This window comes from Thalassobaculum sp., assembly GCF_965223715.1.
Classification (GTDB): domain Bacteria; phylum Pseudomonadota; class Alphaproteobacteria; order Thalassobaculales; family Thalassobaculaceae; genus Thalassobaculum.
Genome location: NZ_OZ245012.1, coordinates 4,274,212 through 4,296,645 on the forward strand (window position 1 = coordinate 4,274,212; position 22,434 = coordinate 4,296,645).

Consider the following 22,434-nt stretch of genomic DNA (forward strand, 5'->3'; position numbering starts at 1 on the left):
GCGATGCTGCGGCGCGCGCTCCTCATCTTGGCCGGTCTCGTCGGGATCCTTGTGATCGCGGTGCTCGGGGTCGTCGCGGTCGCCAATACCGACTGGGGCCGGGCCCGGATCATTGCCCTGGTGGAGGACGCCACCGCGTCCGGCCCGGTGCGCGTCAGCATCGGTGCGATCGAGGGCACCCTGCCCGGCCGGATCGAACTGCGCGACGTCGCCGCATACGATTCCGAGGGACAGTTCGCCCGGGCCGGCTCGCTGCTGCTGGACTGGACCCTGCTCGACCTGCTGGGCGGCCGGGTCTCGGTGAACGTCCTGGCCCTGGCGGATGCCGATCTGGAGCGGTTGCCGGTGCTGCCCGAGACGCCGGAGGAGCCGGAACCGGCCGATCCAGAGCCGCTCTCCCTCCGGTTCGAGGTGCCGGGGATCGAGGTCGCGCTCGACCGCCTGTCGGTCGATGCCCTGACTCTCGGCCCGTCCATCGCCGGCGAGCAGGTCACGGTCACGGCCGATCTGTCGGCCGCGCTGACCGCCGACGAGGTGCGGGCCGGCGGCTGGGTGGAAGCGGTGCGGCCGCAGGGTCCCCCCGCCCGGGCGGAGATCGATGCCGCGCTGGTGCCGTCCAGCGGGGTGCTGCGCGCCGATCTCAGCCTGCGCGAGCCGGAGGGCGGGCTGGTCGCCGGGCTGCTGGACATCGAAGGCAGGCCGCCACTGGCCCTGTCGCTCACCGGTCAGGGCGGGCTGGAGCACTGGCAGGGCGCGCTGGAGGGCGGGTTCGGTCCGCAGGCGCGCCTGGACCTCGACCTTGTGGTGCGCTCCACCGAGCAGGGCTACGGCCTTGCGGTCGATGGCAGCATCGCCGCCTCCCGCCTGGCGCCGTCCGACCTACGCCCGCTGCTGTCTGAGCCGATCAAGCTCGCGCTCAACGCCCAGGCCCGGCCGGACGGCAGTGCCCGTCTCGACAGTCTGGAGATCTCCCTGCCGGCGGCCAGCCTGACCGCCTCGGCGGCGGTGGATGCGGCCGGCACGCCGGTGGCGGCCCAGGCGGATCTCGCGGTCCCGGAGCTGGCGACCTTCGCCGACCTCGCAGGACTGGCGCTGGCCGGCGACGTGACCCTGTCCGCCCGGCTGGAGGAGGAGGGCCGGCGGCTGGTCGCCACGCTCGGCGGGGTACTGGTCGCCGACGACGTCGCGCTCGACGACCTGGCCCTGACCCTGACGGCGCAGGCGGACCGGGCGCTGGCGGAACTGCCGGCGCAGATCCGGGTGGCGCTGGACGGCGGCGTGGCGACGCCGCAGGTCGAGGGGATCGACACGGTCGGGCTGCTCGGCCCTCGGATCGCGCTCAGCGCCGCCGCGGAGGTCGCCCCGGACAGCCTGGAGGCGACCGTCGAGCGCCTTACCCTGACCACCGAGGCGGCCACCCTGTCCGGAAGTGCGGCTTTCGTCGACGGCAGCCGGCTCACCCCGACCCTGCAAGTGACCGCATCCGATCTCGGCCGGTTCAGCGACTTGGCCGGCATGGACCTGTCGGGGGCGGCCGAGCTGGCGGTGGACGGCACGGTCGATCTCGACCCGCTGACCGTCTCCGCGACGCTTTCGGTCGACGGCTCGGAGGTCGCGCTGGGTGATCCGGCCCTAAGCGGCCTGGTCGGCCCGTCGCCCGGCCTGATCGCCGGCATCAGCCTCGATGCCGACCAGCGGCTGGAGGTGATCGGCCTGGAGTTGACCGCCGCCGCGGCGCGGGCGGCCGGCGATCTCTCCCTGGATCTGACGGGCGGCGAGATCGGCGGGCGGATCGACCTCGCTGCCGAAGATCTGTCGGCCCTGAGCGGGATCGCGGGCACCGACCTGTCCGGGGCCGCCGCGGTCGCCGTGGCGCTCGGCGGCACGCTGGAGGCGCCGGCGGCCTCAGCCTCCTGGCGGATCACGCGGCTCGTCGCCGCCGGCACGCCGGTGGACGAGATCACCGGCTCGGCCACCGTCGCCGGCCTGCCCGACAGCCCGGCCGGCGATGTGACGACAGCGCTCCGGTTCCGTGGCGAGCCGGTGGACCTGTCCTTCGGCTACGCCCTGGCCGACGGGGTGCTGCAGGTCAGCGGCCTGTCGCTCGACGGGCTCGGCGCCTCGGTCTCCGGTGGCGCCGCCGTCAACCTGGAGAGCACCCTGGCCAGCGGCGACCTCGAGATCTCCGTCGCCGATCTGGGCGTGGTCGGCACCGCCCTGGACCTGCCGCTCACCGGCGGCACCATCGTTGGCGCCGTCTCCCTGACCGACCGACGGGGCCAGGGCATCGGTCTGACCCTGGACGCCACCTCCCTTGCGGTGGCCGAGGGCCCGACGGTCGAGCGCGCGACCCTTGAGGCGTCCCTGGCCGATGCGACGGGTACGGCCAACGGCCGGGTCGACCTGACGCTGAGCGGGGTAACGGCGGACGGCGCGACGCTGAAGACGGCGGTGCTCGGCGCCGACGTGACCGGCGGGGTGGCCGAGGTCACCCTGAACGCGGAGGCCGAGGCAGGCGTGCCGGTGGTGCTCGCCGCCGCCGCGTCGGTCCCGCTCGACATCGCCTCCGGCCCGATCACGGTCCGCCGGCTCGACGCCGATGTGGGCGACGCGCTGATCCGCCAGCAGGGCCCGATGCAGGTGGCGCTCGACCCGGCGCCGCGCATCGACGGCATCGATCTGGCGATCGACGACGGCCGGGTCAGCGGCCATGTCGGGCTCGACACCGCCGATCTGGACGTCGCCCTCGCCATCCGCGAGTTGCCGGCGGCCCTGGCCCGGCTGGCCGATCCGACCCTGGAGCTGGACGGGCGGATCAATGGCGACATCTCGGTCTCCGGCCCGATCGAGAACCCCGATGCGGATATCGCCCTCTCCACGCCAGGGGTACGGACCCTCGACCCGAACCTGGCCGATGTGCCGCCGCTGGTCGCCGAGGCGGGGCTGAGGCTGTCCGACCGGCAGGCGACCGCCCGGCTCGACGCCTCCATCGGTGACGGCGCGACGGCGACGGTCTCGGCGGTCGTCGACGGATCGGCCGGACCTGCCGGCTCGCCACCGGTCTTCGAGCAGGCCGCGGGGCTGGAAGCCAGGGTCGATGCCGACATGGATCTGGGCCGGGTCTCGGCCTTCCTGCCGCTCGACCTGGTCGCCCTGGCCGGCAAGGCCCAGGCCCGGGTGCGGGCGGACGGCACGGTCGGCGATCCGGCGCTGTCGGGCGCGGTCACGGTCGACGAGGGGCGGGTGGACGTGCCCTCCGCCGGCCTCTACCTCCGCGACCTCACCGTGCGCGCCGAGGGCGCCGGCCAGGAGCTGGTCATCCGCCGCTTCGACGCCCGGGCGGCCGGCGGCGGCACCGTATCCGCCTCCGGCAGCCTGTCGGCCGACCCGGAGACCGGCTTCCCAGCGGATATCACCATCACCGCCGACAACTTCAACGCGTCCGACATGGACATGGCGTCGGTCTCCATCGACATGGACCTGAAGGCCAGCGGTCAGGCGCCGGAATATCTGCTCGAGGGCAAGGTGACGGTCCTGCCGACGGAGATCCGCATTCCGGAGAACCTGCCGCCCAGCGTCGTCGAGATCGAGGTGGTCGAGATGCGCGACGGCCGGGTGATCGAGGATCCCGAGCGGGAGGAAGAGCGCGAGGAGGCCGAGGAGGCGCCCAGCGCCCCCCTGCGTCTCGACCTGGAAATCGACATTCCGGGCCAGGTCTTCGTGCGCGGCCGAGGGCTGGACAGCGAGTGGGGTGGCAACCTGACCGTGACCGGGCTGGCCGACGCGCCGGTGGTCGACGGCGAGATCTCGGTGCGCCGGGGCGTATTGAGCGCCGTCGGCGAGAATTTCAACTTCGAGCGCGGCCGGGTGATCTTCGACGGCGGTGACGCCGAGGATCCGGCACTGGACATGCGGCTGACCGCCGAGCTGACGGAGATCCGCGCGTCCATCGTGGTCGGCGGACGGGCGAGCGACCCGGATATCAGCCTGGAAAGCGACCCTGCCCTGCCGGAGGAGGACATCCTCTCCCATATCCTGTTCGGCTCGTCCAAGGCGGAGCTGACCCCGATCCAGGCGCTGAAGCTGGCCCGGTCGGCGGCGATCCTGTCCGGCAGTTTCGGCTCCGGGCCGGGGATCACCGAGCAGGTGCGCGACGCGATCGGCGTGGACACCATCGACGTCGACACCAGTACGGCCGATGACGGGTCGGTCGGCGCCTCCCTGTCCGTGGGCAAGTACATCGCGCCGGGCGTGTTCCTGAAGCTGCAGCAGGGCCTGTCGGGCGCCTCCAGCCGGGCGGTGGTGGAAGTGGAGGTGACCGACAGCATCTCGGTGGAGACCGATGTGGGCGCCGACTCCCAAAGCCGGGTTGGCGTCACCTACGAGCTCGACTATTGAGGGGACCTCACCGTCCCGAGGATCTTCCATGACCGACGCCGCCTTCGATCCGAGCACGCCCGACAGCTACGCCTTCTGGACCCAGGAGCGGTTGCGCGCCGGCGACCTCGACATCGTCGGGCATGTGAACAACAACGCGATCGGCGTGTTCTTGGAGAACGGCCGGGTGCGCATGTTCATGGCGGCGGGGGAGAATCTCTACAGTGCGGCGGCCGAGGGCGGCTCGCCGGAGACCACCTGGGTGGTGCGGCGGTTGGAGATCGATTTCGTGCGGGAGATCCGTTTTCCTGGCATCGCCTGGACCGGCACGCGGGTGACCCGGTTCGGCAACACGTCGTGTCGGGTGGAGCAGGGGATCTTCGTGGACGGGACCTGCCGGGTGACGGCGGTGGCGACCGCCGTGTGCTTCGATCCGCGCGCCCGCAAGTCGGTGCCGATCTCCGAGGCGCTGCGCGGTCAGCTCATGAAGGCCTGTGACCTGGCCGGAGACGGTCCCTTCCCCGGCTAGGTCCTGTTGCTGTCAGTGGCGCAGCGGAACCGTGGAGACGGTCGCGCCCGGATGGCTGAACATGTAGCGGTGGACCGCCACCTCGTCGTCCATGATCCGGGTTTCGGTGCCGTCGGTCACGCTGTACAGGAAGCCCGGACGCAGACCCGGCAGATCGGCGGTGGCCTGGGCGCCCGAGGCGCCGACATGGGTGCTCTTGAAGAGGGCAAGCTCCCCTTCGTAGGCGACCCCGTTATGCAGGAAAAGATGACGCGCCATTGTGCCCTCCATGTTTCAAGAAACATTCATATGCGCACGAGGTGCGTCTATTCAAGGGATAAAACCGCACGTCGTGCGCATTTTATATTGGCTGGACCCTTAAGAAGCTGTTAAATCGCCGCACAACCGAGCGCGAGGATATGCGTGGCTAAACAGTCCAACGATTCCAATGCGATGAAGCCGTCGGACTTCAAGCGCTGGCGCAAGGCGCTGAAGCTGTCGCAGAAGGAAGCCGCCGAAGCGCTCGGGCTTAAGCGCCGGGTCGTCCAGTATTACGAGAAGGGCGAGCGCGACGGCGAGAAGGTGCAGATCCCGAAATACATCCGGCTCGCCTGCTCGGCCGTGGCGGCCGGCGTGGCGGACTATGACGGCCCGCCACGCGAGAAGGATCCACAGCCTGAGGCTCAGTCGACCAGCGACTGATAGGTCAGCACCCGCAGCTCGCGGCGCAGCGGCCAGGCCGAGGACGGGGTGAGCTGGGTGAAGAACACCGCCGAGATCTCCTCCGCCCGGTCGATCCAGAACCCCGTGCTCGCCACCCCGCCCCACGCGAACTCGCCCGGGCTGCCCGGGATCTGGGCCGCCGCCGTGTCCAGCAGGACCGAGCCGCCGAGGCCGAAGCCGATCCCGACCATCGGCATTTCCGAGAAGCTCGACTGGCCCATGGAGGCGATGTCGCCCGGCAGATGGTTCGACATCATCAGGTCGACGGTCTTGCGACCCAGGATGCGGGCCGATCCGAAAGTGCCGCCCCGGCGCATCATCTCCATGAAGCGCAGGTAATCGGGCAGGGTGCCGACCAGCCCGCCGCCGCCGGATTCCATGACCTGCCTGCCGAGGAACTTGGAGGTCGCCGCCTCCTCGCCGCGCTTCATGCCCTGGCCCGACTTCTCGTAGCAGGGCACGAACCGGTCCACCTTCTCCTCCGGCGCGCCGAAACCGGTGTCCAGCATGCCGAGCGGCTCGAAGATCCGCTCCTGCAGCACCTCGCCCAGCGGCTTTCCGGCGACCACTTCCACGAGCCGGCCGAGCACGTCGGTGGCGACCGAATAGGTCCACTGGCTGCCCGGCTCGAACAGCAAAGGCACCGCGGCGGTGCGCCTGGTGACCTCGGCGGAGGTCTCCTTGCCCGGGAAATAGTTGACGTTGTTCTTGCGGTAGGCGGCGCCGATCGGACCCGGATCAAAGAAGCCGTAGGTCAGCCCGGCGGTGTGGGTCATGAGCTGGCGGATCGTGATCGGTCCCTCGGCGTGACGGGTGACCATGCTGTCGCCCTCGCCGGAGACATAGACCTTCGGCTCGGCGAATTCGGGCAGGAAGCGGGAGATCGGGTCTTCCAGTTGGAACCGCGCCTCCTCGTAATAGGTCATGGCCGCTGCCGTGACGATCGGCTTGGTCATGGAGTAGATGCGGGCGAGGTGGTCGACCGCCGGCACCTGCTTCGCGTCCGGATCGGTGAAGCCGCGGGCATCCAGATAGGCGATCTCGCCGCCGCGCAGGATCGCGGTCATGGCATAGGGCAGCTTGCCTGCCTCCACGTAGCGCTGCATCCAGTCGCCGATCCGCGCGAGCCGTCCGGCATCGAAGCCCAGCGCCTTGGGATTGTCGGTCTGGTTGGCGAAGGCCGTGAGGCTCTGGTGCTCGGCGCGTTCGGTCATGTCGGCTCCCTCCATTCTTTGGGAGCCGAGATTAGGCAGTGAGCCTTAAGCCGTATAGAGCCAGATCAGCAGGCCGCCGCCGAGCAGGATGCGGTAGACCACGAAGGGCAGGAAGCTCGCCCGCTTCAGCCAGCCCATCATCAGGGCGATGGAGATCAGGGCGGCGATGAAGGCCAGCCCCCCGGCGATCAGCGCGTCGGCGGTCAGCCGGGCATCGCCGGACTCATACAGGTCGAGCCCGATCAGGGTGCCGGCGGCCAGGATGGTCGGGATGCCCATCAGCATGGAAAACCGGGCCGCCTCCTGGCGTTCGTAGCCGAGCGCGCGGGCGGCCGTCATGGTGATGCCGGAGCGGCTGGTCCCAGGGATCAGCGCCAGGACCTGGGCGAGGCCGATGAACAGCGCCTCGCCGTAGCGCATGTGCTCGATCCGCCGGATCGTCATGCCGACCCGGTCGGCCACGCCCAGCACGATGCCGAAGCCGAGGGTGGCCCAGGCGACGATCTCCGCCGAGCGCGGCATGCCGCCGAAGTAGTGCTGCAGGGCATAGCCGGCGCCGACCACGGGGATGGTGGCCAGAACGAGCTGCAGGGCGAGGCGGAAGCCGGGATCGCGTCGGCCGCGCAGGCCGTTCAGGGTGCCGATGGTCATCCGGCCGATGTCGCGCCAGAGATACAGACAGACCGCCAAGAGGGTGCCGACATGGACGGCGACGTCGATGACGAGGCCCTGATCGGCCTCCCCGGTCAGGGTGGGGACCAGGATCAGATGGCCCGAGGAACTGATCGGCAGGAATTCCGTGATCCCCTGCACGAGGGCGATGAGGATCAGATGTTCGATGGACACGCGCACTTCCCCCGCCGTCCGATGACCGGCACGGACCATATAAGATTCGCGGGTCCGGCGCAGGCGGCAAAATAGTCCCGAAACGGATCTATATTCGAAATCGGATGACTGTATGGCTGCCATCGATCGGGGATTGTTCCCGGTCCAAAGGGCGAGTACGATCCAATTTAGGTCCAAATCGGACCTATGTGGGACATTTGGTCTTTTTCGACTCTCTTCGAACGTGTATAGAGGCCGCCCGCCACTCCATATGGCGGGGATAAGGATCCGGGACTGCGCCTCCGCACCCGGGTCCAGATAAGGAGACCACGCCATGACCGACCGGATGCTGAAGTTTGTCGGAACCGAAAAGCGGATGCCGAACAAGCGCGCCGCCGAGGAACGCCGTACCGATTTCGGCGAGATCTATAACGAGTTCGATCCCGCCCGGGCGCAGGAGCAGGCCGGTCGCTGCTCCCAGTGCGGCGTGCCCTACTGCCAGGTTCATTGCCCGCTGCAGAACAACATCCCCGACTGGCTGATGCTGACGGCGGAAGGGCGCCTGGAGGAGGCCTATGAGATCTCCTCGGCGACCAACAACTTCCCGGAGATCTGCGGCCGCATCTGTCCGCAGGACCGCCTGTGCGAGGGCAACTGCGTCATCGAGAAGGGCTTCCAGTCGGTCACCATCGGCTCGGTGGAGAAGTACATCACCGAGACCGCCTTCGAGAACGGCTGGGTCAAGCCGGTGAAGCCGGTGCGGGAGCGCGAGGAGTCCGTCGGCATCATCGGCGGCGGGCCGGGCGGGCTGGCCGCGGCCGAGCAGCTCCGCAAGCGCGGCTACCAGGTCCATGTCTACGACCGCTACGACCGCATGGGCGGTTTGATGATCTACGGCATCCCCAACTTCAAGCTGGAGAAGGAGGTCGTGGAGCGGCGCTCGACCCTGCTGGCCGAGGGTGGGGTGCACTACCACGCCAATTGCGAGATCGGTCGCGACGTCACCCTGGACGAGCTGCGCGCCCGCCACGACGCCGTGCTGATCGCCACGGGCGTCTACAAGGCCCGCGACATGCAGTGCCCGGGCGTCGGCCTGGACGGCATCTATCCCGCGCTCGACTACCTGACCGCCTCCAACCGCAAGGGCCTGGGCGACGATGTGCCGGAGTTCGACGACGGCACCCTGGACGCCAAGGGCAAGAAGGTCGTGGTCATCGGCGGCGGCGACACCGCCATGGACTGCGTGCGCACCGCGATCCGTCAGGGTGCCGCGGCGGTGACCTGCGTCTACCGCCGCGACCGCACCAACATGCCCGGCTCCCAGCGCGAGGTCGCCAATGCCGAGGAGGAGGGCGTGACCTTCGAGTGGCTCGCCGCGCCGGAGGCCTTCGTCGGTGACGGCACGGTCGATGGCGTGCGCTGCCAGCGCATCCATCTGGGCGTGCCCGACGCCACCGGCCGCCAGACGCCGCAGCCGATCGACGGTTCCAGCTTCACCATCGAGTGCGACATGGCCATCAAGGCCCTCGGCTTCGATCCGGAGGATCTTCCGGGCCTGTTCGGTGCGGAGGACTTGAAGGTGTCGCGCTGGGGCACGGTCGCGGTCGACTTCAAGAGCATGATGACGAGCCTCGACGGGGTGTTCGCCGCCGGCGACATCGTCCGCGGCGCCTCGCTGGTGGTCTGGGCGGTGCGCGACGGCCGCGACGCCGCCGACCGCATCCACGACTACCTCTCCGTCAAGGCCGAGACGGCCCTGTCGGCCGCCTGATCCCGTTTGCTGAGCCAAGGAGGCCAGACATGTCGGACACGCCCATTCTCACTGGCGAGACCCTGAACGGAGAGACGTTCGTACGCGCGTGGCGGGAGAACGCGGCCAGGCTGCAGGAAGCCCATGCCTACGATCCGGCCCACGAGCACGAGTCCTGCGGTGTCGGCTTCGTCGCCGCGATCGACGGCAAGCCGCGGCGCGAGGTGGTCACCTCGGCGATCCAGGCGCTGAAGGCCGTCTGGCACCGGGGTGCCGTCGATGCCGACGGCAAGACCGGCGACGGTGCGGGCATCCATATCGAGATCCCGGCAGACTTCTTCCGCGAGGAGGTCGCCAATACCGGCCACAAGCTGCTCGATGAGCGGATCGGCGTCGGCATGGTGTTCCTGCCGCGCACCGACCTGGCCGCCCAGGAGCGCTGCCGGATCATCGTCGAGTCCGAGATCCTGAAGACCGGCTGCTTTATCTATGGCTGGCGCCAGGTCCCGGTGGACATCTCGGTGATCGGTGAGAAGGCGAACGCCACCCGCCCGGAGATCGAGCAGATCATGTTCTCGGTTCCCCCGGAGCATGACGCCGAACAGGTGGAGCGCGACCTCTACATCATCCGCCGCCGGATCGAGAAGGCGGCGCTGTCCGAGCACATCACCGATTTCTACATCTGCTCGATGTCCTGCCGGTCGATCATCTACAAGGGCATGTTCCTGGCCGAGCAGGTCGACCAGTTCTATCCGGACCTGACCGACGAGCGGTTCGTCTCGAACTTCGCCGTCTATCACCAGCGCTACTCGACCAACACCTTCCCGACCTGGAAGCTGGCCCAGCCGTTCCGCGTGCTGGCCCATAACGGCGAGATCAACACGGTCAAGGGCAACGTCAACTGGATGGCGAGCCACGAGACCCGGATGGCGCACCCGACCTTCGGCGAGCTGATCGAGGACATCAAGCCGGTGGTGCAGTCCGGCTCCTCCGACAGTGCGGCCCTGGACGCCACCTTCGAGCTGATGGTCCGCTCCGGCCGCGAGCTGCCCATGGTCAAGACCATGTGCATCCCGGAGGCCTGGACCGAGGAAGACGACCTGCCGCAGTCCTGGCGCGACCTCTACGCTTATGCCAACGCGGTGATGGAGCCGTGGGACGGCCCGGCGGCGATCGCCGCCTATGGCGGGCGTTGGGTGCTGGGCGGCATGGACCGCAACGGGTTGCGGCCGCTGCGCTATTCGGTGACCGATGACGGCCTGCTGATCGGCGGGTCGGAGACCGGCATGGTGCGCATCGACGAGGCCAAGCTGATCGAGAAGGGCCGGCTCGACCCGGGCCAGATGATCGCCGTCGACCTCTACGAGGGCAAGCTCTACCACGATGCCGAGCTGAAGGACCTGCTGGCCAACAGCCGGCCGTTCGGCGAGTGGATCACCGAGAGCACCAAGATCGACAAGCTGATCCGCGCCGAGCACGAGGAGAAGCCGGCCTTCGAGCGCGACGTGCTGCGCCGCCGCCAGGTGGTCGCCGGCTGGACGCTCGAGGACATGGAGCTGCTGCTTCAGCCGATGGCCGAGGGCGGCAAGGAAGCCGTCGGCTCCATGGGCGACGACACGCCGCTGGCGGTGCTGTCGGACAAGTACCGTGGGCTGCACCACTTCTTCCGGCAGAACTTCAGCCAGGTCACGAACCCGCCGATCGACAGCCTGCGCGAGCGCCGGGTGATGACCCTGCGCACCCGTCTCGGCAACCTGGGCAACATCCTCGACGAGGACAGCGAGCAGTGCGACCACCTGCTGCTGGAGAGCCCGGTGCTGACCAACGCCGAGTTCCACGCCATGCGCGACTACATGGCGGAGACGGCGGCCGAGATCGACTGCACCTTCGACGCCGAGGGCGGCCCGCACGCGCTGGAGACGGCGCTGAACCGGATCCGCCAGGAGGCCGAGGACGCCGTGCGCGGCGGTTGCACCCACGTGATCCTGTCGGACATGGCCACCTCGCCCGAGCGCTGCGGCATGCCGATGATCCTGGCGACCGGTGCCGTGCACAGCCACCTGGTCCGCCAGCAGCTGCGCACCTTCACCTCGATCAACGTGCGCTGTGGCGAGGTGCTGGACGTGCATTACTTCGCCGTGCTGATCGGCGTCGGCGGTACGACCATAAACCCGTATCTGGTGCAGGAGGCGATCGCCGACCGGCTGTCGCGCGGCCTGTTCGGCGACCGCACGCTGGAGGACTGCCTCGCCAACTACAAGAAGGCGATCCAGGACGGCCTGCTGAAGGTGATGTCCAAGATGGGCATCTCGGTCCTGTCCTCCTATCGCGGCGGCTACAATTTCGAGGCGGTCGGCCTGTCCCGCTCCCTGGTGGAGCAGTACTTCCCCGGCATGTCCTCGCGCATCTCCGGCCTCGGCCTGAACGGCATCCAGGCCAAGGTCCTGGCGATGCACAAGAAGGCGTTCGACGAGAGCGTCGTGCCGCTGCCGGTTGGCGGGCTGTACCGCTATCGGCGCACCGGCGAGCGTCACGCCTTCAACGGCGACATGATGCACGCCCTGCAGCGCGCGGTGGAGACCGACAGCTACCACCTCTACAAGCGCTACGCGAACGCGGTCTACGACGAGGCGCCGATCAACCTGCGAGACCTGCTCGGCTTCAAGCAGGTCAAGCAGACGGTGCCGCTCGACGAGGTCGAGTCGATCACCGACATCCGCAAGCGGCTGATCGCCCCGGGCATCTCGCTCGGCGCGCTGAGCCCGGAGGCGCACGAGACACTCTCCATCGCGATGAACCGCATCGGTGCGAAGTCCGACAGCGGCGAGGGCGGCGAGGATCCGGCCCGGTTCCGGCCGCGGCCGAACGGCGACAACCCGAGCTCGGCGATCAAGCAGGTGGCCTCCGGACGCTTCGGTGTGACGGCGGAATACCTGAACAACTGCCGCGAGATCGAGATCAAGGTGGCCCAGGGTGCCAAGCCCGGCGAGGGCGGCCAGCTTCCGGGCATAAAGGTGAACAGCCTGATCGCCCGGCTGCGCCACTCCACGCCCGGCGTGACCCTGATCTCGCCGCCGCCGCACCACGACATCTACTCGATCGAGGATCTGGCCCAGCTCATCTACGACTTGAAGCAGATCAACCCGGACGCCCGGGTCTGCGTGAAGCTGGTCGCCTCCACCGGCATCGGCACCATCGCCGCCGGCGTGGCCAAGGCGCACGCGGACACGATCCTGATCTCCGGCCATGGCGGCGGTACCGGCGCCAGCCCGCAGACCTCGATCAAGTATGCCGGCATCCCGTGGGAGATGGGGCTGTCTGAGGTGCACCAGGTGCTCACCCTGAACCGCCTGCGGCACAAGGTGACCCTGCGCACGGACGGCGGCATCAAGACCGGCCGCGACGTGGTGATCGCCGCCATGCTGGGTGCGGAGGAATTCGGCATCGGCACCGCCTCCCTGGTCGCCATGGGCTGCATCATGGTCCGCCAGTGCCACTCCAATACCTGCCCGGTGGGCGTGTGCACCCAGGACGAGGGCCTGCGCGCCAAGTTCGAGGGCACGCCGGAGAAGGTGGTGAACCTGTTCTCCTTCGTGGCCGAGGAGGTGCGCGAGATCCTGGCGAGCCTCGGCATGCGCCACCTGCGCGAGGTGGTCGGCCGCTCCGATCTGCTGGCCCAGGTCAGCCGCGGCGATCCGTCGCTCGACGACCTGGACCTGAACCCGATCCTGGTGCGCGCCGATACCGGCGGGCTGCCGCCGTACAACACGGTCGAGCACCGCAACGAGGTGCCCGAGACCCTCGACGCCATCATGATCAAGGACGTGAAGCCGGCGATCGAGGGCGGGGAGAAGCTTCAGCTCACCTACAACATCGCCAATACCCAGCGCGCCATCGGCACCAAGCTCAGCTCGGTCCTGGTCCGCAAGTACGGCATGTCGGGTCTGCAGCCGGGCCACATCACGGTCCGCCTGCGCGGCACCGCCGGCCAGTCCCTCGGCGCCTTCGCGGTGCAGGGGCTGAAGCTGGAGGTGTTCGGCGACGCCAACGACTATGTGGGCAAGGGCCTGTCCGGCGGCATCATCACCGTCCGGCCGATGACGGCCGCGGCCTTCACGCCGAACGAGAACACCATCATCGGCAACACGGTTCTGTACGGGGCGACGGCCGGCAAGCTGTTCGCCGCCGGCCAGGCGGGGGAGCGGTTCTGCGTGCGGAACTCCGGCGCCGACGCGGTGGTGGAGGGCTGCGGCTCGAACGGTTGCGAGTACATGACCGGCGGCACCGTGGTGATCCTCGGCGAGGTCGGCCACAACTTCGCCGCCGGCATGACCGGCGGCATGGCCTTCGTCTACGACGCGGCGGGCAATTTCGAGCAGGTGGTGAATCTGGAGACGGTGGTCTACCAGCGGATCGAGACCGACTACTGGGAGATGCTGCTGCGCCGCATGGTGTCGGAGCATGTCCGCGAAACCCAGTCCCGCTTCGCCGAACGGCTGCTGATCGACTGGCGCCACGAGCGCGACAATTTCTGGCAGGTGGTGCCCAAGGAGATGGTCAGCCGCCTGTCCCAACCGATCAGCAACACCACGCGCGAGCGGCGGGCGTAACCGCGGGTCCGACCCCTCCAACATCCGTCATCCCGGCGGCTCCCCGTCCCGGATTTAATCCGGGATTGATCCGGGGGGCGGCCGGGACCGAACGGCTATCCCTGGCGGCGGTGGCTTGGTCCTGATTTGCATCAGGACGACGGTGAGGGTGTTTTGAAGAAAAGGGCTGTCGTCCTGACGAAAGTCAGGACCAAGCCTCCTCCCTATCCACCCGCCCGGCCCCTTGCGCCCCCGCGCCCCCGCCCGCTACACCTGCTGGACGGATCGAGCAGGAGAACTGAGATGCGGGTCGTTCTGGCCGATGACTACAGCGTGCACGCCCCCAGCGGCTTCATCAGCCGCGGCAACCGCGCCCCCAATCCGGAAGTTCCGGAGCGCGCGGCGATCCTGCGGCGGGCGGTGGAGGCCGGCGCCCATGAGGTGATCGCGCCGAAGGATTTCGGCCTCGACCCGGTCGCGGCGGTGCATGCCGCCGACTATCTGGAGTTTCTGCAGACCGCCTGGGAGAAGTGGTCGGCCCTGCCGAACCACGCGCCGGAGATCCTGCCGAACGTGCATCCCGGCCGGAACATGGATATCCACCCGACCCATATCGTCGGCCTCGCCGGCCACTATCAGGCCGACACCGCCTGCCCGATCGGGCCGGGCACCTGGAAAGGCGCGCTGGCCTCCGCCCAGGTGGCGCTGACCGCCGCCGATGCGTTATGGCGCGACGGCAAGCCGACCTATGCCCTGTGCCGGCCGCCGGGACACCATGCCTATGGCGACCAGGCCGGCGGCTTCTGCTTCCTGAACAACTCGGCCATCGCCGCCCAGTACCTGCGCGACCAGGGGGCGGCGACGGTGGCGATCCTCGATGTCGACGTGCATCACGGCAACGGGACCCAGGGCATCTTCTACCGCCGCGGCGACGTGCTGACCGTGTCGATCCACGGCGACCCCCACGGCTACTACCCGTTCTTCACCGGCTATGCCGACGAGATCGGCGCCGGGCCGGGGCGCGGGGCGAACCTGAACCTGCCGCTGCCCCAGGGCACCGGGGACGCGGCGTACCTGGAGACCCTGGACAAGGCGATGGCGGCGATCGACGCGTTCGGCGCCGACGCCCTGGTGATCGCGCTCGGGCTCGACGCCTCGGAGAAGGATCCGCTGGCCTTCCTCGGCGTCACCACCGACGGGTTCCGGCAGATCGGCGCGAAACTGGGCGCCGGCTCCCGCCCGACGGTGATCGTGCAGGAGGGCGGCTACATCTCCGACATTCTCGGCGACAACCTGGCCGCCGTACTGGCCGGCTTCGACGGGGCGCGGGGATAGGGGTGTTTCCCTCTCCCCAGCCACTCCCGTTTTCCCTCCCGGATTTAATCCGGGGACTGCGCCGGGACCGAGACATCCGCGTGCCGGAGCGTCGACGGACCATCTCCCGCGTTCCATCGCGCTCCAACCCTGGGCCCCGGCGCAAGGCCGGGGAGACGGGGGTGGAGGGCAGACCACAAGAGACACTTCACTCCCCGGATTTATTCCGGGGTGAGCCCTGGGGGCGGATGGGCTTTTACGTCTAAGGCCCGGTCCGGGACCCAGCGTCGCCCCGGAATAAATCCGGGGAGTGTCAGAGGGGAAGGGTACAGCCTTCCAAGAGGCCTCCGCAGCCCCCTACGAGATCGGCGCCGGCATGATTTCGCGGAGCAGCTTGCGGCGGATCTGGCCGATATAGTCCTCGTAGTCGGTCGCCCGGATCACGAACGCCCCGAAGCCGCCGATCAGGCTCTCCTCGAAATAGTCGCCCAGCCCCAGCACCTGGTTCTCGATCGCCACCGCGTTGATCGTGATCGCCCGGTCGAGCACCAGCTCGCGGGCGACCGACAGGGCCGCCCCCTGGTTGTTGTAGCCGTCGCCGGACAGGTCGATCACCCGGCGGGTGCCCTCGTAGCCGTTGGTGTCGAACATGCCGGCGGCGAACAGGATCGACGAGGAGATCGACGTGGCCCCCGTCACCACCCGGCGCGGCGCGCGGCTGATCTCCTCGGCGAAGGCGCGGGCGTCCTCGGCGCTGCGGATCACCGTCCAGGGAATGGAGATCTCCTGGCGTTCCGCACTCGACCACTCGATCAGGGTGACGGCGATCGCGCCCAGCGGCCCGGCGGCGATCGCATCGGCCAGTTCCGGATCCTCGAAGGCGAGGACCAGACCCTGGAGCTGCAGGTTGAACTCGGTGTAGTCGACGCTGGCCGAGCTGTCGACGGCCAGCACCAGTTCCAGGTCCACCGGCTCCGCCGCCCGGGCCGGCGCCGGCAGGCCGGGGGCCAGGACCGTCGCGGCCAGCAGGCCAACCGTCGTGACGACGGCGAGGAGAGTGGTCCGCAGGGGCGCTACCATCGACGGGGCTCCGCGGCCAGGGTGGCCAGCTCGGTCGCGTCGGAGGGCCGCGGCGCCCCGCTGTCCGGGCGGCGCGGCGCGCTGATGTTCATGGTGCGGATCTCGCGGATGAGCTTGCGGCGGATGGCGCGCGGATAGTCGGCATAGTCGTTCGCCACCTCCACGAAGGCGGCAGTCCCGCCGATCACCCGATCCTCGAAATAGTAGTTCAGGGTCGGATGCTCGTTGACGATCGCCAGGCCGTTTATGGTGACGCCCTGGAGCACGATCCCCTGGCGGACCGTCTCCACCGGCGGGCCCTGGTTGTTGCGGCCGTCCCCGGAGAGGTCGATCACCAGCCGGTCGGCCTCGAACGGATGGGAGAGCAGCAGGGAATGGGCGAACGTGAGCGCCCCGGCGATGGAGGTGGCGCCGGTGAGGATCTGGCGCTGCAGCCCGTCGATCCGGTCAGCCAGCGTGAGCGATCCGGCCGCGCCGTCCACGACGGTCCAGGGAATGTCCACGATCTGCTCCGCATGGCCGGCCCATTCGACCACGGCGACGGCGATGCGCTTGTACGGACCGCTCTCGATCGCCTTGATCACCTCCGGATCGCGGAACGCCTGGGCGAGGCCGTCGCGCTGGAGCGCGAATTCGGACTCGTCGACACTGGCCGAGCTGTCCACCGCCAGCACCAGGGCGAGATCGACCGGCGTCTGGGCCCGGGCGGCGGGTGCGGTCAGCAGCAGGGCCGCGCTCCAGACGAGAGACGCCCACAGCATCGACCGCCACGGCGCCGCGGCGGTCGGTGGGACGGGGCGTGCGGGCCAGGGCGGGGCGGAAGAGGCGCTCATGCGGAAAGAGTTGCATCCGATTGTGGCCAAATCCAGTGTCGCAAGGCCGGGACCACCCCTTGACCGCTCACAAAGTCGTGGCACACTTCATTGGTATACGAATGAAATTTCCCTGTAGTGGATCGGAGGTGCCGTGAGCCGATATCTGCGTCCGCGCGATCTGGACGAGGCGCTGCGCGCGCTGGGGGATGGCGACTGGACGGTGCTCGCCGGCGGAACCGACCATTATCCCGCCCGGGTCACCCACGACCGGGACGAGGACATTCTTGATATCACCGCCCTCGACGCCCTGAAGGGGATCGAGCGGTCGGCCGGTGGCGTGCGGATCGGGGCGGCGGCGACCTGGCGCTCGGTGATCGACGCGGAGCTTCCGGCGGCCTGCGCCGGGCTGAAGGCGGCGGCGCGCGAGGTGGGCGGCGCCCAGATCCAGAATCGGGGCACGGTCGGGGGGAATCTCTGCAACGCCTCCCCGGCCGCCGACGGGGTGCCGGCGCTGCTGTCGCTGGAGGCGGAGGTGGAACTGGCCTCGACCGGCGGCACCCGCCGTCTCCCCCTCGACCGGTTCGTGCTCGGCAACCGCAAGACGGCGCTGGCGCCGGGCGAACTGCTGACGGCGATCCACCTGCCGGAGGCGGCACTGGACGGCGCGGGGCGGTTCCTGAAACTCGGCGCGCGGCGCTATCTGGTGATCTCCATCGTCATGGTGGCGGGGACGATGCGGCTCGCGGCCGACGGGACCATCGCCGCCACGCGGCTGGCGGTCGGCGCGTGCACGGCCGCTGCCCTTCGCCTGAATGCCCTGGAAGCAGCCCTCGTCGGCCTGTCGCCCAAGGAGGCGGCGGACCGGCTGGAGCATGGCCATCTGGCCGACCTCGCCCCCATCGCCGATGTGCGCGGCGACGCGCCCTACCGGATGGACACCGCGCGCACCCTGGTGCGGCGTTGCCTCATCGAACTGGCGGAGGCGGCATGACCGAGGCCCTCACCTTCACCGTCAACGGCATGGAGCGCAGCGCGTCGGTCCCGCCGCAGCGCCGGCTGTCCCGGGTGCTGCGCGAGGATCTGGGGCTGACCGGCACCAAGGTCGGCTGCGATGCCGGGGATTGCGGCGCCTGTACCGTTCTTCTGGACGGCGTCCAGGTCTGCGCCTGCCTGGTCCCGGCCGGTCAGGCCGATGGCTGCGAGATCGTCACGGTGGAGGGACTGGCGGAGCGCGACGGGCCCCCTTCGGCGTTGCAGCGTGCCTTCGCCCGGCATGGGGCGGCCCAGTGCGGGATCTGCACGCCGGGCATGCTGATGGCGGCCCAGGACCTGCTGCACCGCGACCCGCAGCCGAGCCGGTCGGCCGTCGAGGATGCGCTGGGCGGGGTGCTGTGCCGCTGCACGGGGTATCTGAAGATCGTCGAGGCGGTGCTGGACGTCGCCTCCAACGCGCCGGATGCCGAGATGCCGGAGCCCGGCTCCGCCGTCGGCGCGCGGGTCGCGCGGCTCGATGGCGACGGCAAGCTGGACGGGCGTGAGCTCTATGGCGACGACACCTGCCCCGCCGACGCCCTGTGGCTGCGGATCGTCCGCTCGCCCCATGCCCTGGCGGATTTTTCGCTCGGCGATCTCGACGCCTGGACAGCCGCCCGGCCGCAGGTTGTGGCGGTGCTGACCGCCCGAGACGTGCCGGGTCACAACAGCTTCGGCATCTATCCGACCCTGAAGGACCAGCCGGTCTTCGCCGAGCGCTTCGTGCGCTATCGCGGCGAGGCGGTGGCCGCCGTCGTGGTGTCCGATCGTGCGGCGTTCGAGGCGCTCGACCTGTCCGGCTTCCCCGTCGAGTGGTCGCCGCGCGAGGCGGTGGTCGGGATCGAGGCGGCGCTGAAGGACGGGGCGACGCAACTGCATGACGCCTCCCCCGGCAACGTGCTGATCCGGGGGCGGGTGGCGTCCGGCGATATCGACGCCGCACTGGCCGGGGCCGATGCGGTGGTGGACGCCGCCATGCAGACCAGCTTCGTGGAGCATTCCTATATCGAGCCCGAGGCCGGATGGGCCCGGCGGGTCGGCGACCGGGTCGAGCTGCGGGTGACGACCCAGACCCCCTATATGGACCGCGACGAGGTGGCCCATGTGCTCGGCATCGCCCAGGAGGCGGTGCGGGTCACGCCCTCGGCGGTCGGCGGCGGCTTCGGCGGCAAGCTCGACCAGTCGATCCAACTCCCGCTGGCGGTGGCGACCTGGACACTCGGCCGGCCGGTGGCGACCCTCTATCACCGCCCGGAGAGTTTCGCCGCCACCACCAAGCGCCACCCGGCGGCGATGACCGCCAGCCTCGGGGTGAAACGCGACGGCACGATCACCGGCTTCCGCTTCCACGGCGATTTCGACACCGGCGCCTATGCCTCCTGGGGGCCCACCGTGGCCGGCCGTGTGCCGGTCCACGCGCCGGGTCCGTACCGGGTGGGCGCGGTGCTGGCGACCAGTGCGGCGGTCTATACCGACGGCCCTCCCGCGGGCGCCTTCCGAGGTTTCGGTGTGCCCCAGGCGGCGATCATCGGCGAGCGGCTGATGGACGAGGCGGCCGCCTGCATCGGCATGGACCCGCTCGAATTCCGGCTGCTGAACGCCCTGCGCGCGGGCGATCCGACCGCGACCGGACAGGTGATCGAGGCCTCGGTCGGTCTCGCCGCCTGTGTGGAAGCCCTGAAACCGGCCTGGGCGCGCTATGGCGCACAGGTGGCGGCGCATAACGCCAAGCCCGGCCGTACCCGTCTCGGCGCCGGAATCGGCTGCATGTGGTACGGCTGCGGCAACACCTCCATGTCGAACCCGTCGACCATGCGCCTGGCGCTCAAGCCCGACGGGCGGCTGACCCTGTTCAACGGAGCGGTGGATATCGGCCAGGGCAGCTACACGATCATGGCGCAGATCGCCGCCGACGCGCTCGGCGCGCCGCTGGCCCTGGTCGACCAGGTCTGGGGCGACACCGACCTCACCCCGGATGCCGGCAAGACCTCGGCCTCGCGCCAGACCTTCGTGTCCGGCCGGGCGTCAGAGCTGGCGGGGCGCGACCTTCGGGCGCAGATTCTGCGGCTGGCCAATGCGGGCGAAGATGCGGATCTCTCGTTCGATGGCGGCCGGATCATCGTGCGCGACGCCGCCGGGGCGCGGGATCTCGACCTGGCGACCCTGCCGGTGGACGCGGACGGGCACCTGCTGGTGGGCGAGGGGACCTTCGATCCGCCGACCGCCCCGCTCGACGCCGACGGCCAGGGCATCCCTTACGCCACCTATGCCTTCGCCGCGCAGATCGCGCTGGTGGAGGTCGATCCGGAACTCGGCACCACCAAGGTGCTGCACATGACCGCCGCCCATGACGTGGGCCACGCGGTCAACCCGACCCTGGTGGAGGGCCAGATCCATGGCGGCATCGCGCAGGGGCTGGGGCTGGCGCTGATGGAGGAATACGTTCCGGGCAAGACCGAGAACCTGCACGACTACCTGATCCCCACGGTCGGCGACATGCCGCAGATCGACTGCATCCTGATCGAGGATCCGGAGCCGCTGGGTCCGTTCGGAGCGAAGGGGATCGGCGAGCCGGCCCTGGTGCCGACGGCACCTGCCATCCTCGCCGGCATCCGCCAGGCGGTCGGCGTGTGCCCGGACAAGGTGCCGGTCCTGCCGCACCGGTTGCGCGCGGCGATCCGCGCCGCCCGGGCCAAGGAGGCGGCGGAATGAGCGCGGAGACGGAAACCCTGCCCGACGGGATCGTGCGCTGCGACGCCTGTCCGGTGCTGTGTCGAATCCGGGAGGGCAAGTCCGGCGCCTGCGACCGCTATGCCAATGTGGCGGGCGAGCTGGTGCGCCTCGACCCGCTGGTGGTGACCGAGCGGGTGGCGGAGCGGGACGGCACTGTGGTGCCGTTCCTGGAGAATGCGCCGGACTGGGACGGCAAGATCGTCGCCGAGCCGCCGGTCTTCGTCACCGGCATCGGGTCGGGCACCACCTATCCCGACTACAAGCCCGCGCCCTTCATCGTCGGCGCCGAATGGGAGGGGGTGGACACGGTCACTGTCGTGACCGAGGGAATCTTCAGCTATTGCGGCGTGAAGGTGAAGATCGACACCGACCGCCATCTTGGCCCGGAACAGGCCCAGGTGCTGGCGGATGGCGAGCCGGTCGGCCACGTCACCACCGCGGAATACGGCAGCCAGATGCTGTCGCTCGGCGGCGTGCGTCACCTGACCGGCGGCAGCAAGAAGGAGGGCACGGTCACCTGCGCCGCCATGCTGGCGCTCTGCAACGGCGAGGCGGTGGAGCTGCAGATCGCGGGTGGCAGCAAGGTCACCGTCCAGGCGGGCAAGCCGCCGATCGTAGACGGCGAGCAGGAGGAGCGGATGCGTGTCGGCTGCGGCTCGGCCACCATCGGCATCTTCGCCCGCCAGTGGCTCGGCCATGCCGACGAGGTCATCGTCGTGGACGACCACATCACCGGCGTGCTGAGCGAGCACCAGGCCGGTAAGTTCCTCGACATGAAGCCGGGCGGCATCCGGGTGCGCGGCCGCAAGTCCACGCCGGGACGCTATTTCCAGGTGGCCGAGCCCGGCTCCGGCTGGGGCGGCACCGACGTGACCGACCCGCTGGACATCATCGACCGGGTCGATCCCAAGACCGCGTGGCCCGGCGAGCGGGTGCTGATGGTCTCCACCACCGGCGAGGACAGCGCCTATTTCGAGCTGGATGACGGGCTGAATTTCGTCGCCAAACCAATGCCCAAGCCTCTGGAGGTCGTGGTCGACCGGATCGGCGAGAATTGCGAGCCCGCACTCTGCACCGTGCTGTTCATGGGCGGGGCCGGCGGCAGCCTGCGGGCCGGGGTGACCGAGAATCCGGTGCGGCTGACGCGCTCGGTGCAGTCCACGATCACCCGGGTCACCTGCGGCGGTGCGCCGGTCTATGTCTGGCCGGGCGGCGGCATCACCCTGATGGTCGACGTCACCCGCCTGCCCAGGGGCGCGTTCGGGTATGTGCCGACCCCGGCCCTTGTGGCGCCCATCGAGTTCACCCTGCCGCGCTGGGCCTATGAGGAGCTGGGCGGGTACATGGACGCGATCCGGCCCCTGGGGGAGGTGCTGGAGAGCCGGCCGGACCTGCGCCGGGAGCATCAGGCGCCGGACAATCCCTGGCCCTACCTGCCCCAGGGACTGCCCGCGTCGCGCGGTTGAGCCCTGCC

14 protein-coding genes are annotated in these 22,434 nt (G+C 69.6%); 9 read left to right on the forward strand and 5 right to left on the reverse strand.

The annotated features are described in order from the left end of the window. The first annotated feature begins 3 nt into the window (after window positions 1-3). Window positions 4-4,398 carry a translocation/assembly module TamB domain-containing protein gene (locus ACOQOP_RS19785; protein WP_420563536.1) on the forward strand — a complete coding sequence of 1,465 codons (4,395 nt, stop codon included), beginning with the start codon at window positions 4-6 and terminating at the stop codon, window positions 4,396-4,398. Window positions 4,399-4,426: 28 nt separating this feature from the next. Then, on the forward strand, window positions 4,427-4,906 hold the full coding sequence (locus ACOQOP_RS19790) for an acyl-CoA thioesterase (protein ID WP_420563537.1): 480 nt from the start codon (window positions 4,427-4,429) through the stop codon (window positions 4,904-4,906). A 12-nt stretch (window positions 4,907-4,918) separates the two neighbouring features. On the opposite strand, the gene ACOQOP_RS19795 is transcribed toward ACOQOP_RS19790, so the two are convergent. Next, window positions 4,919-5,164 carry a hypothetical protein gene (locus tag ACOQOP_RS19795; protein ID WP_420563538.1) on the reverse strand — a complete coding sequence of 82 codons (246 nt, stop codon included), beginning with the start codon at window positions 5,162-5,164 and terminating at the stop codon, window positions 4,919-4,921. A gap of 144 nt (window positions 5,165-5,308) precedes the next feature. Here ACOQOP_RS19795 and ACOQOP_RS19800 point away from each other — a divergent pair, with 144 nt between their 5' ends. Further along, on the forward strand, window positions 5,309-5,587 hold the full coding sequence (locus tag ACOQOP_RS19800) for a helix-turn-helix domain-containing protein (RefSeq protein WP_420563539.1): 279 nt from the start codon (window positions 5,309-5,311) through the stop codon (window positions 5,585-5,587). Here the strand turns inward: ACOQOP_RS19800 and ACOQOP_RS19805 are convergent. Together ACOQOP_RS19805 and ACOQOP_RS19810 are read right to left on the reverse strand one after the other, a co-directional pair. Further along, window positions 5,569-6,822 (reverse strand): serine hydrolase domain-containing protein, encoded by a 1,254-nt coding sequence (locus ACOQOP_RS19805; RefSeq protein WP_420563540.1) that lies wholly within the window; start codon window positions 6,820-6,822, stop codon window positions 5,569-5,571. The genes ACOQOP_RS19800 and ACOQOP_RS19805 overlap by 19 nt on opposite strands. A gap of 45 nt (window positions 6,823-6,867) precedes the next feature. After that, window positions 6,868-7,668, reverse strand: coding sequence for an undecaprenyl-diphosphate phosphatase (locus ACOQOP_RS19810; RefSeq protein ID WP_420563541.1), 801 nt, complete (start codon window positions 7,666-7,668; stop codon window positions 6,868-6,870). A gap of 313 nt (window positions 7,669-7,981) precedes the next feature. Here ACOQOP_RS19810 and ACOQOP_RS19815 point away from each other — a divergent pair, with 313 nt between their 5' ends. The 3 genes from ACOQOP_RS19815 to ACOQOP_RS19825 all read left to right on the forward strand — a co-directional run bounded on the left by ACOQOP_RS19815 (window position 7,982) and on the right by ACOQOP_RS19825 (window position 15,321). Then, entirely contained in the window at window positions 7,982-9,418 is a 1,437-nt protein-coding gene (locus ACOQOP_RS19815) for an NAD(P)-dependent oxidoreductase (protein ID WP_420563542.1), read from the forward strand. A 29-nt stretch (window positions 9,419-9,447) separates the two neighbouring features. After that, window positions 9,448-14,007, forward strand: a complete 4,560-nt coding sequence (gltB, locus tag ACOQOP_RS19820) for a glutamate synthase large subunit (RefSeq protein WP_420563543.1) — start codon at window positions 9,448-9,450, stop codon at window positions 14,005-14,007. 282 nt (window positions 14,008-14,289) lie between these two features. Then, window positions 14,290-15,321, forward strand: a complete 1,032-nt coding sequence (locus ACOQOP_RS19825) for a histone deacetylase family protein (protein WP_420563544.1) — start codon at window positions 14,290-14,292, stop codon at window positions 15,319-15,321. 336 nt (window positions 15,322-15,657) lie between these two features. Here ACOQOP_RS19825 and ACOQOP_RS19830 read toward each other — a convergent pair whose 3' ends face one another. Both ACOQOP_RS19830 and ACOQOP_RS19835 read right to left on the reverse strand, forming a co-directional pair. Continuing rightward, the gene (locus tag ACOQOP_RS19830; RefSeq protein ID WP_420563545.1) at window positions 15,658-16,380 is read right to left on the reverse strand and encodes a DUF1194 domain-containing protein; all 723 of its coding nucleotides are present in this window, start codon (window positions 16,378-16,380) and stop codon (window positions 15,658-15,660) included. Next, window positions 16,374-17,141 (reverse strand): DUF1194 domain-containing protein, encoded by a 768-nt coding sequence (locus ACOQOP_RS19835; RefSeq protein ID WP_420563546.1) that lies wholly within the window; start codon window positions 17,139-17,141, stop codon window positions 16,374-16,376. The genes ACOQOP_RS19830 and ACOQOP_RS19835 overlap by 7 nt, the downstream gene beginning before the upstream one ends. A gap of 205 nt (window positions 17,142-17,346) precedes the next feature. Between ACOQOP_RS19835 and ACOQOP_RS19840 the strand changes: the two genes are divergently transcribed. The 3 genes from ACOQOP_RS19840 to ACOQOP_RS19850 are packed head-to-tail and all read left to right on the forward strand — an operon-like array spanning window position 17,347 to window position 22,426. Next, the gene (locus ACOQOP_RS19840) at window positions 17,347-18,186 is read left to right on the forward strand and encodes an FAD binding domain-containing protein (RefSeq protein WP_420563547.1); all 840 of its coding nucleotides are present in this window, start codon (window positions 17,347-17,349) and stop codon (window positions 18,184-18,186) included. Further along, a complete protein-coding gene (locus ACOQOP_RS19845) occupies window positions 18,183-20,939 on the forward strand; it encodes a molybdopterin-dependent oxidoreductase (RefSeq protein WP_420563548.1) in 2,757 nt (918 codons plus the stop codon). Before ACOQOP_RS19840 ends, ACOQOP_RS19845 begins: the two co-directional genes overlap by 4 nt. Beyond that, entirely contained in the window at window positions 20,936-22,426 is a 1,491-nt protein-coding gene (locus ACOQOP_RS19850; RefSeq protein ID WP_420563549.1) for a 6-hydroxynicotinate reductase, read from the forward strand. Before ACOQOP_RS19845 ends, ACOQOP_RS19850 begins: the two co-directional genes overlap by 4 nt. The last annotated feature ends 8 nt before the right edge of the window (window positions 22,427-22,434 follow it).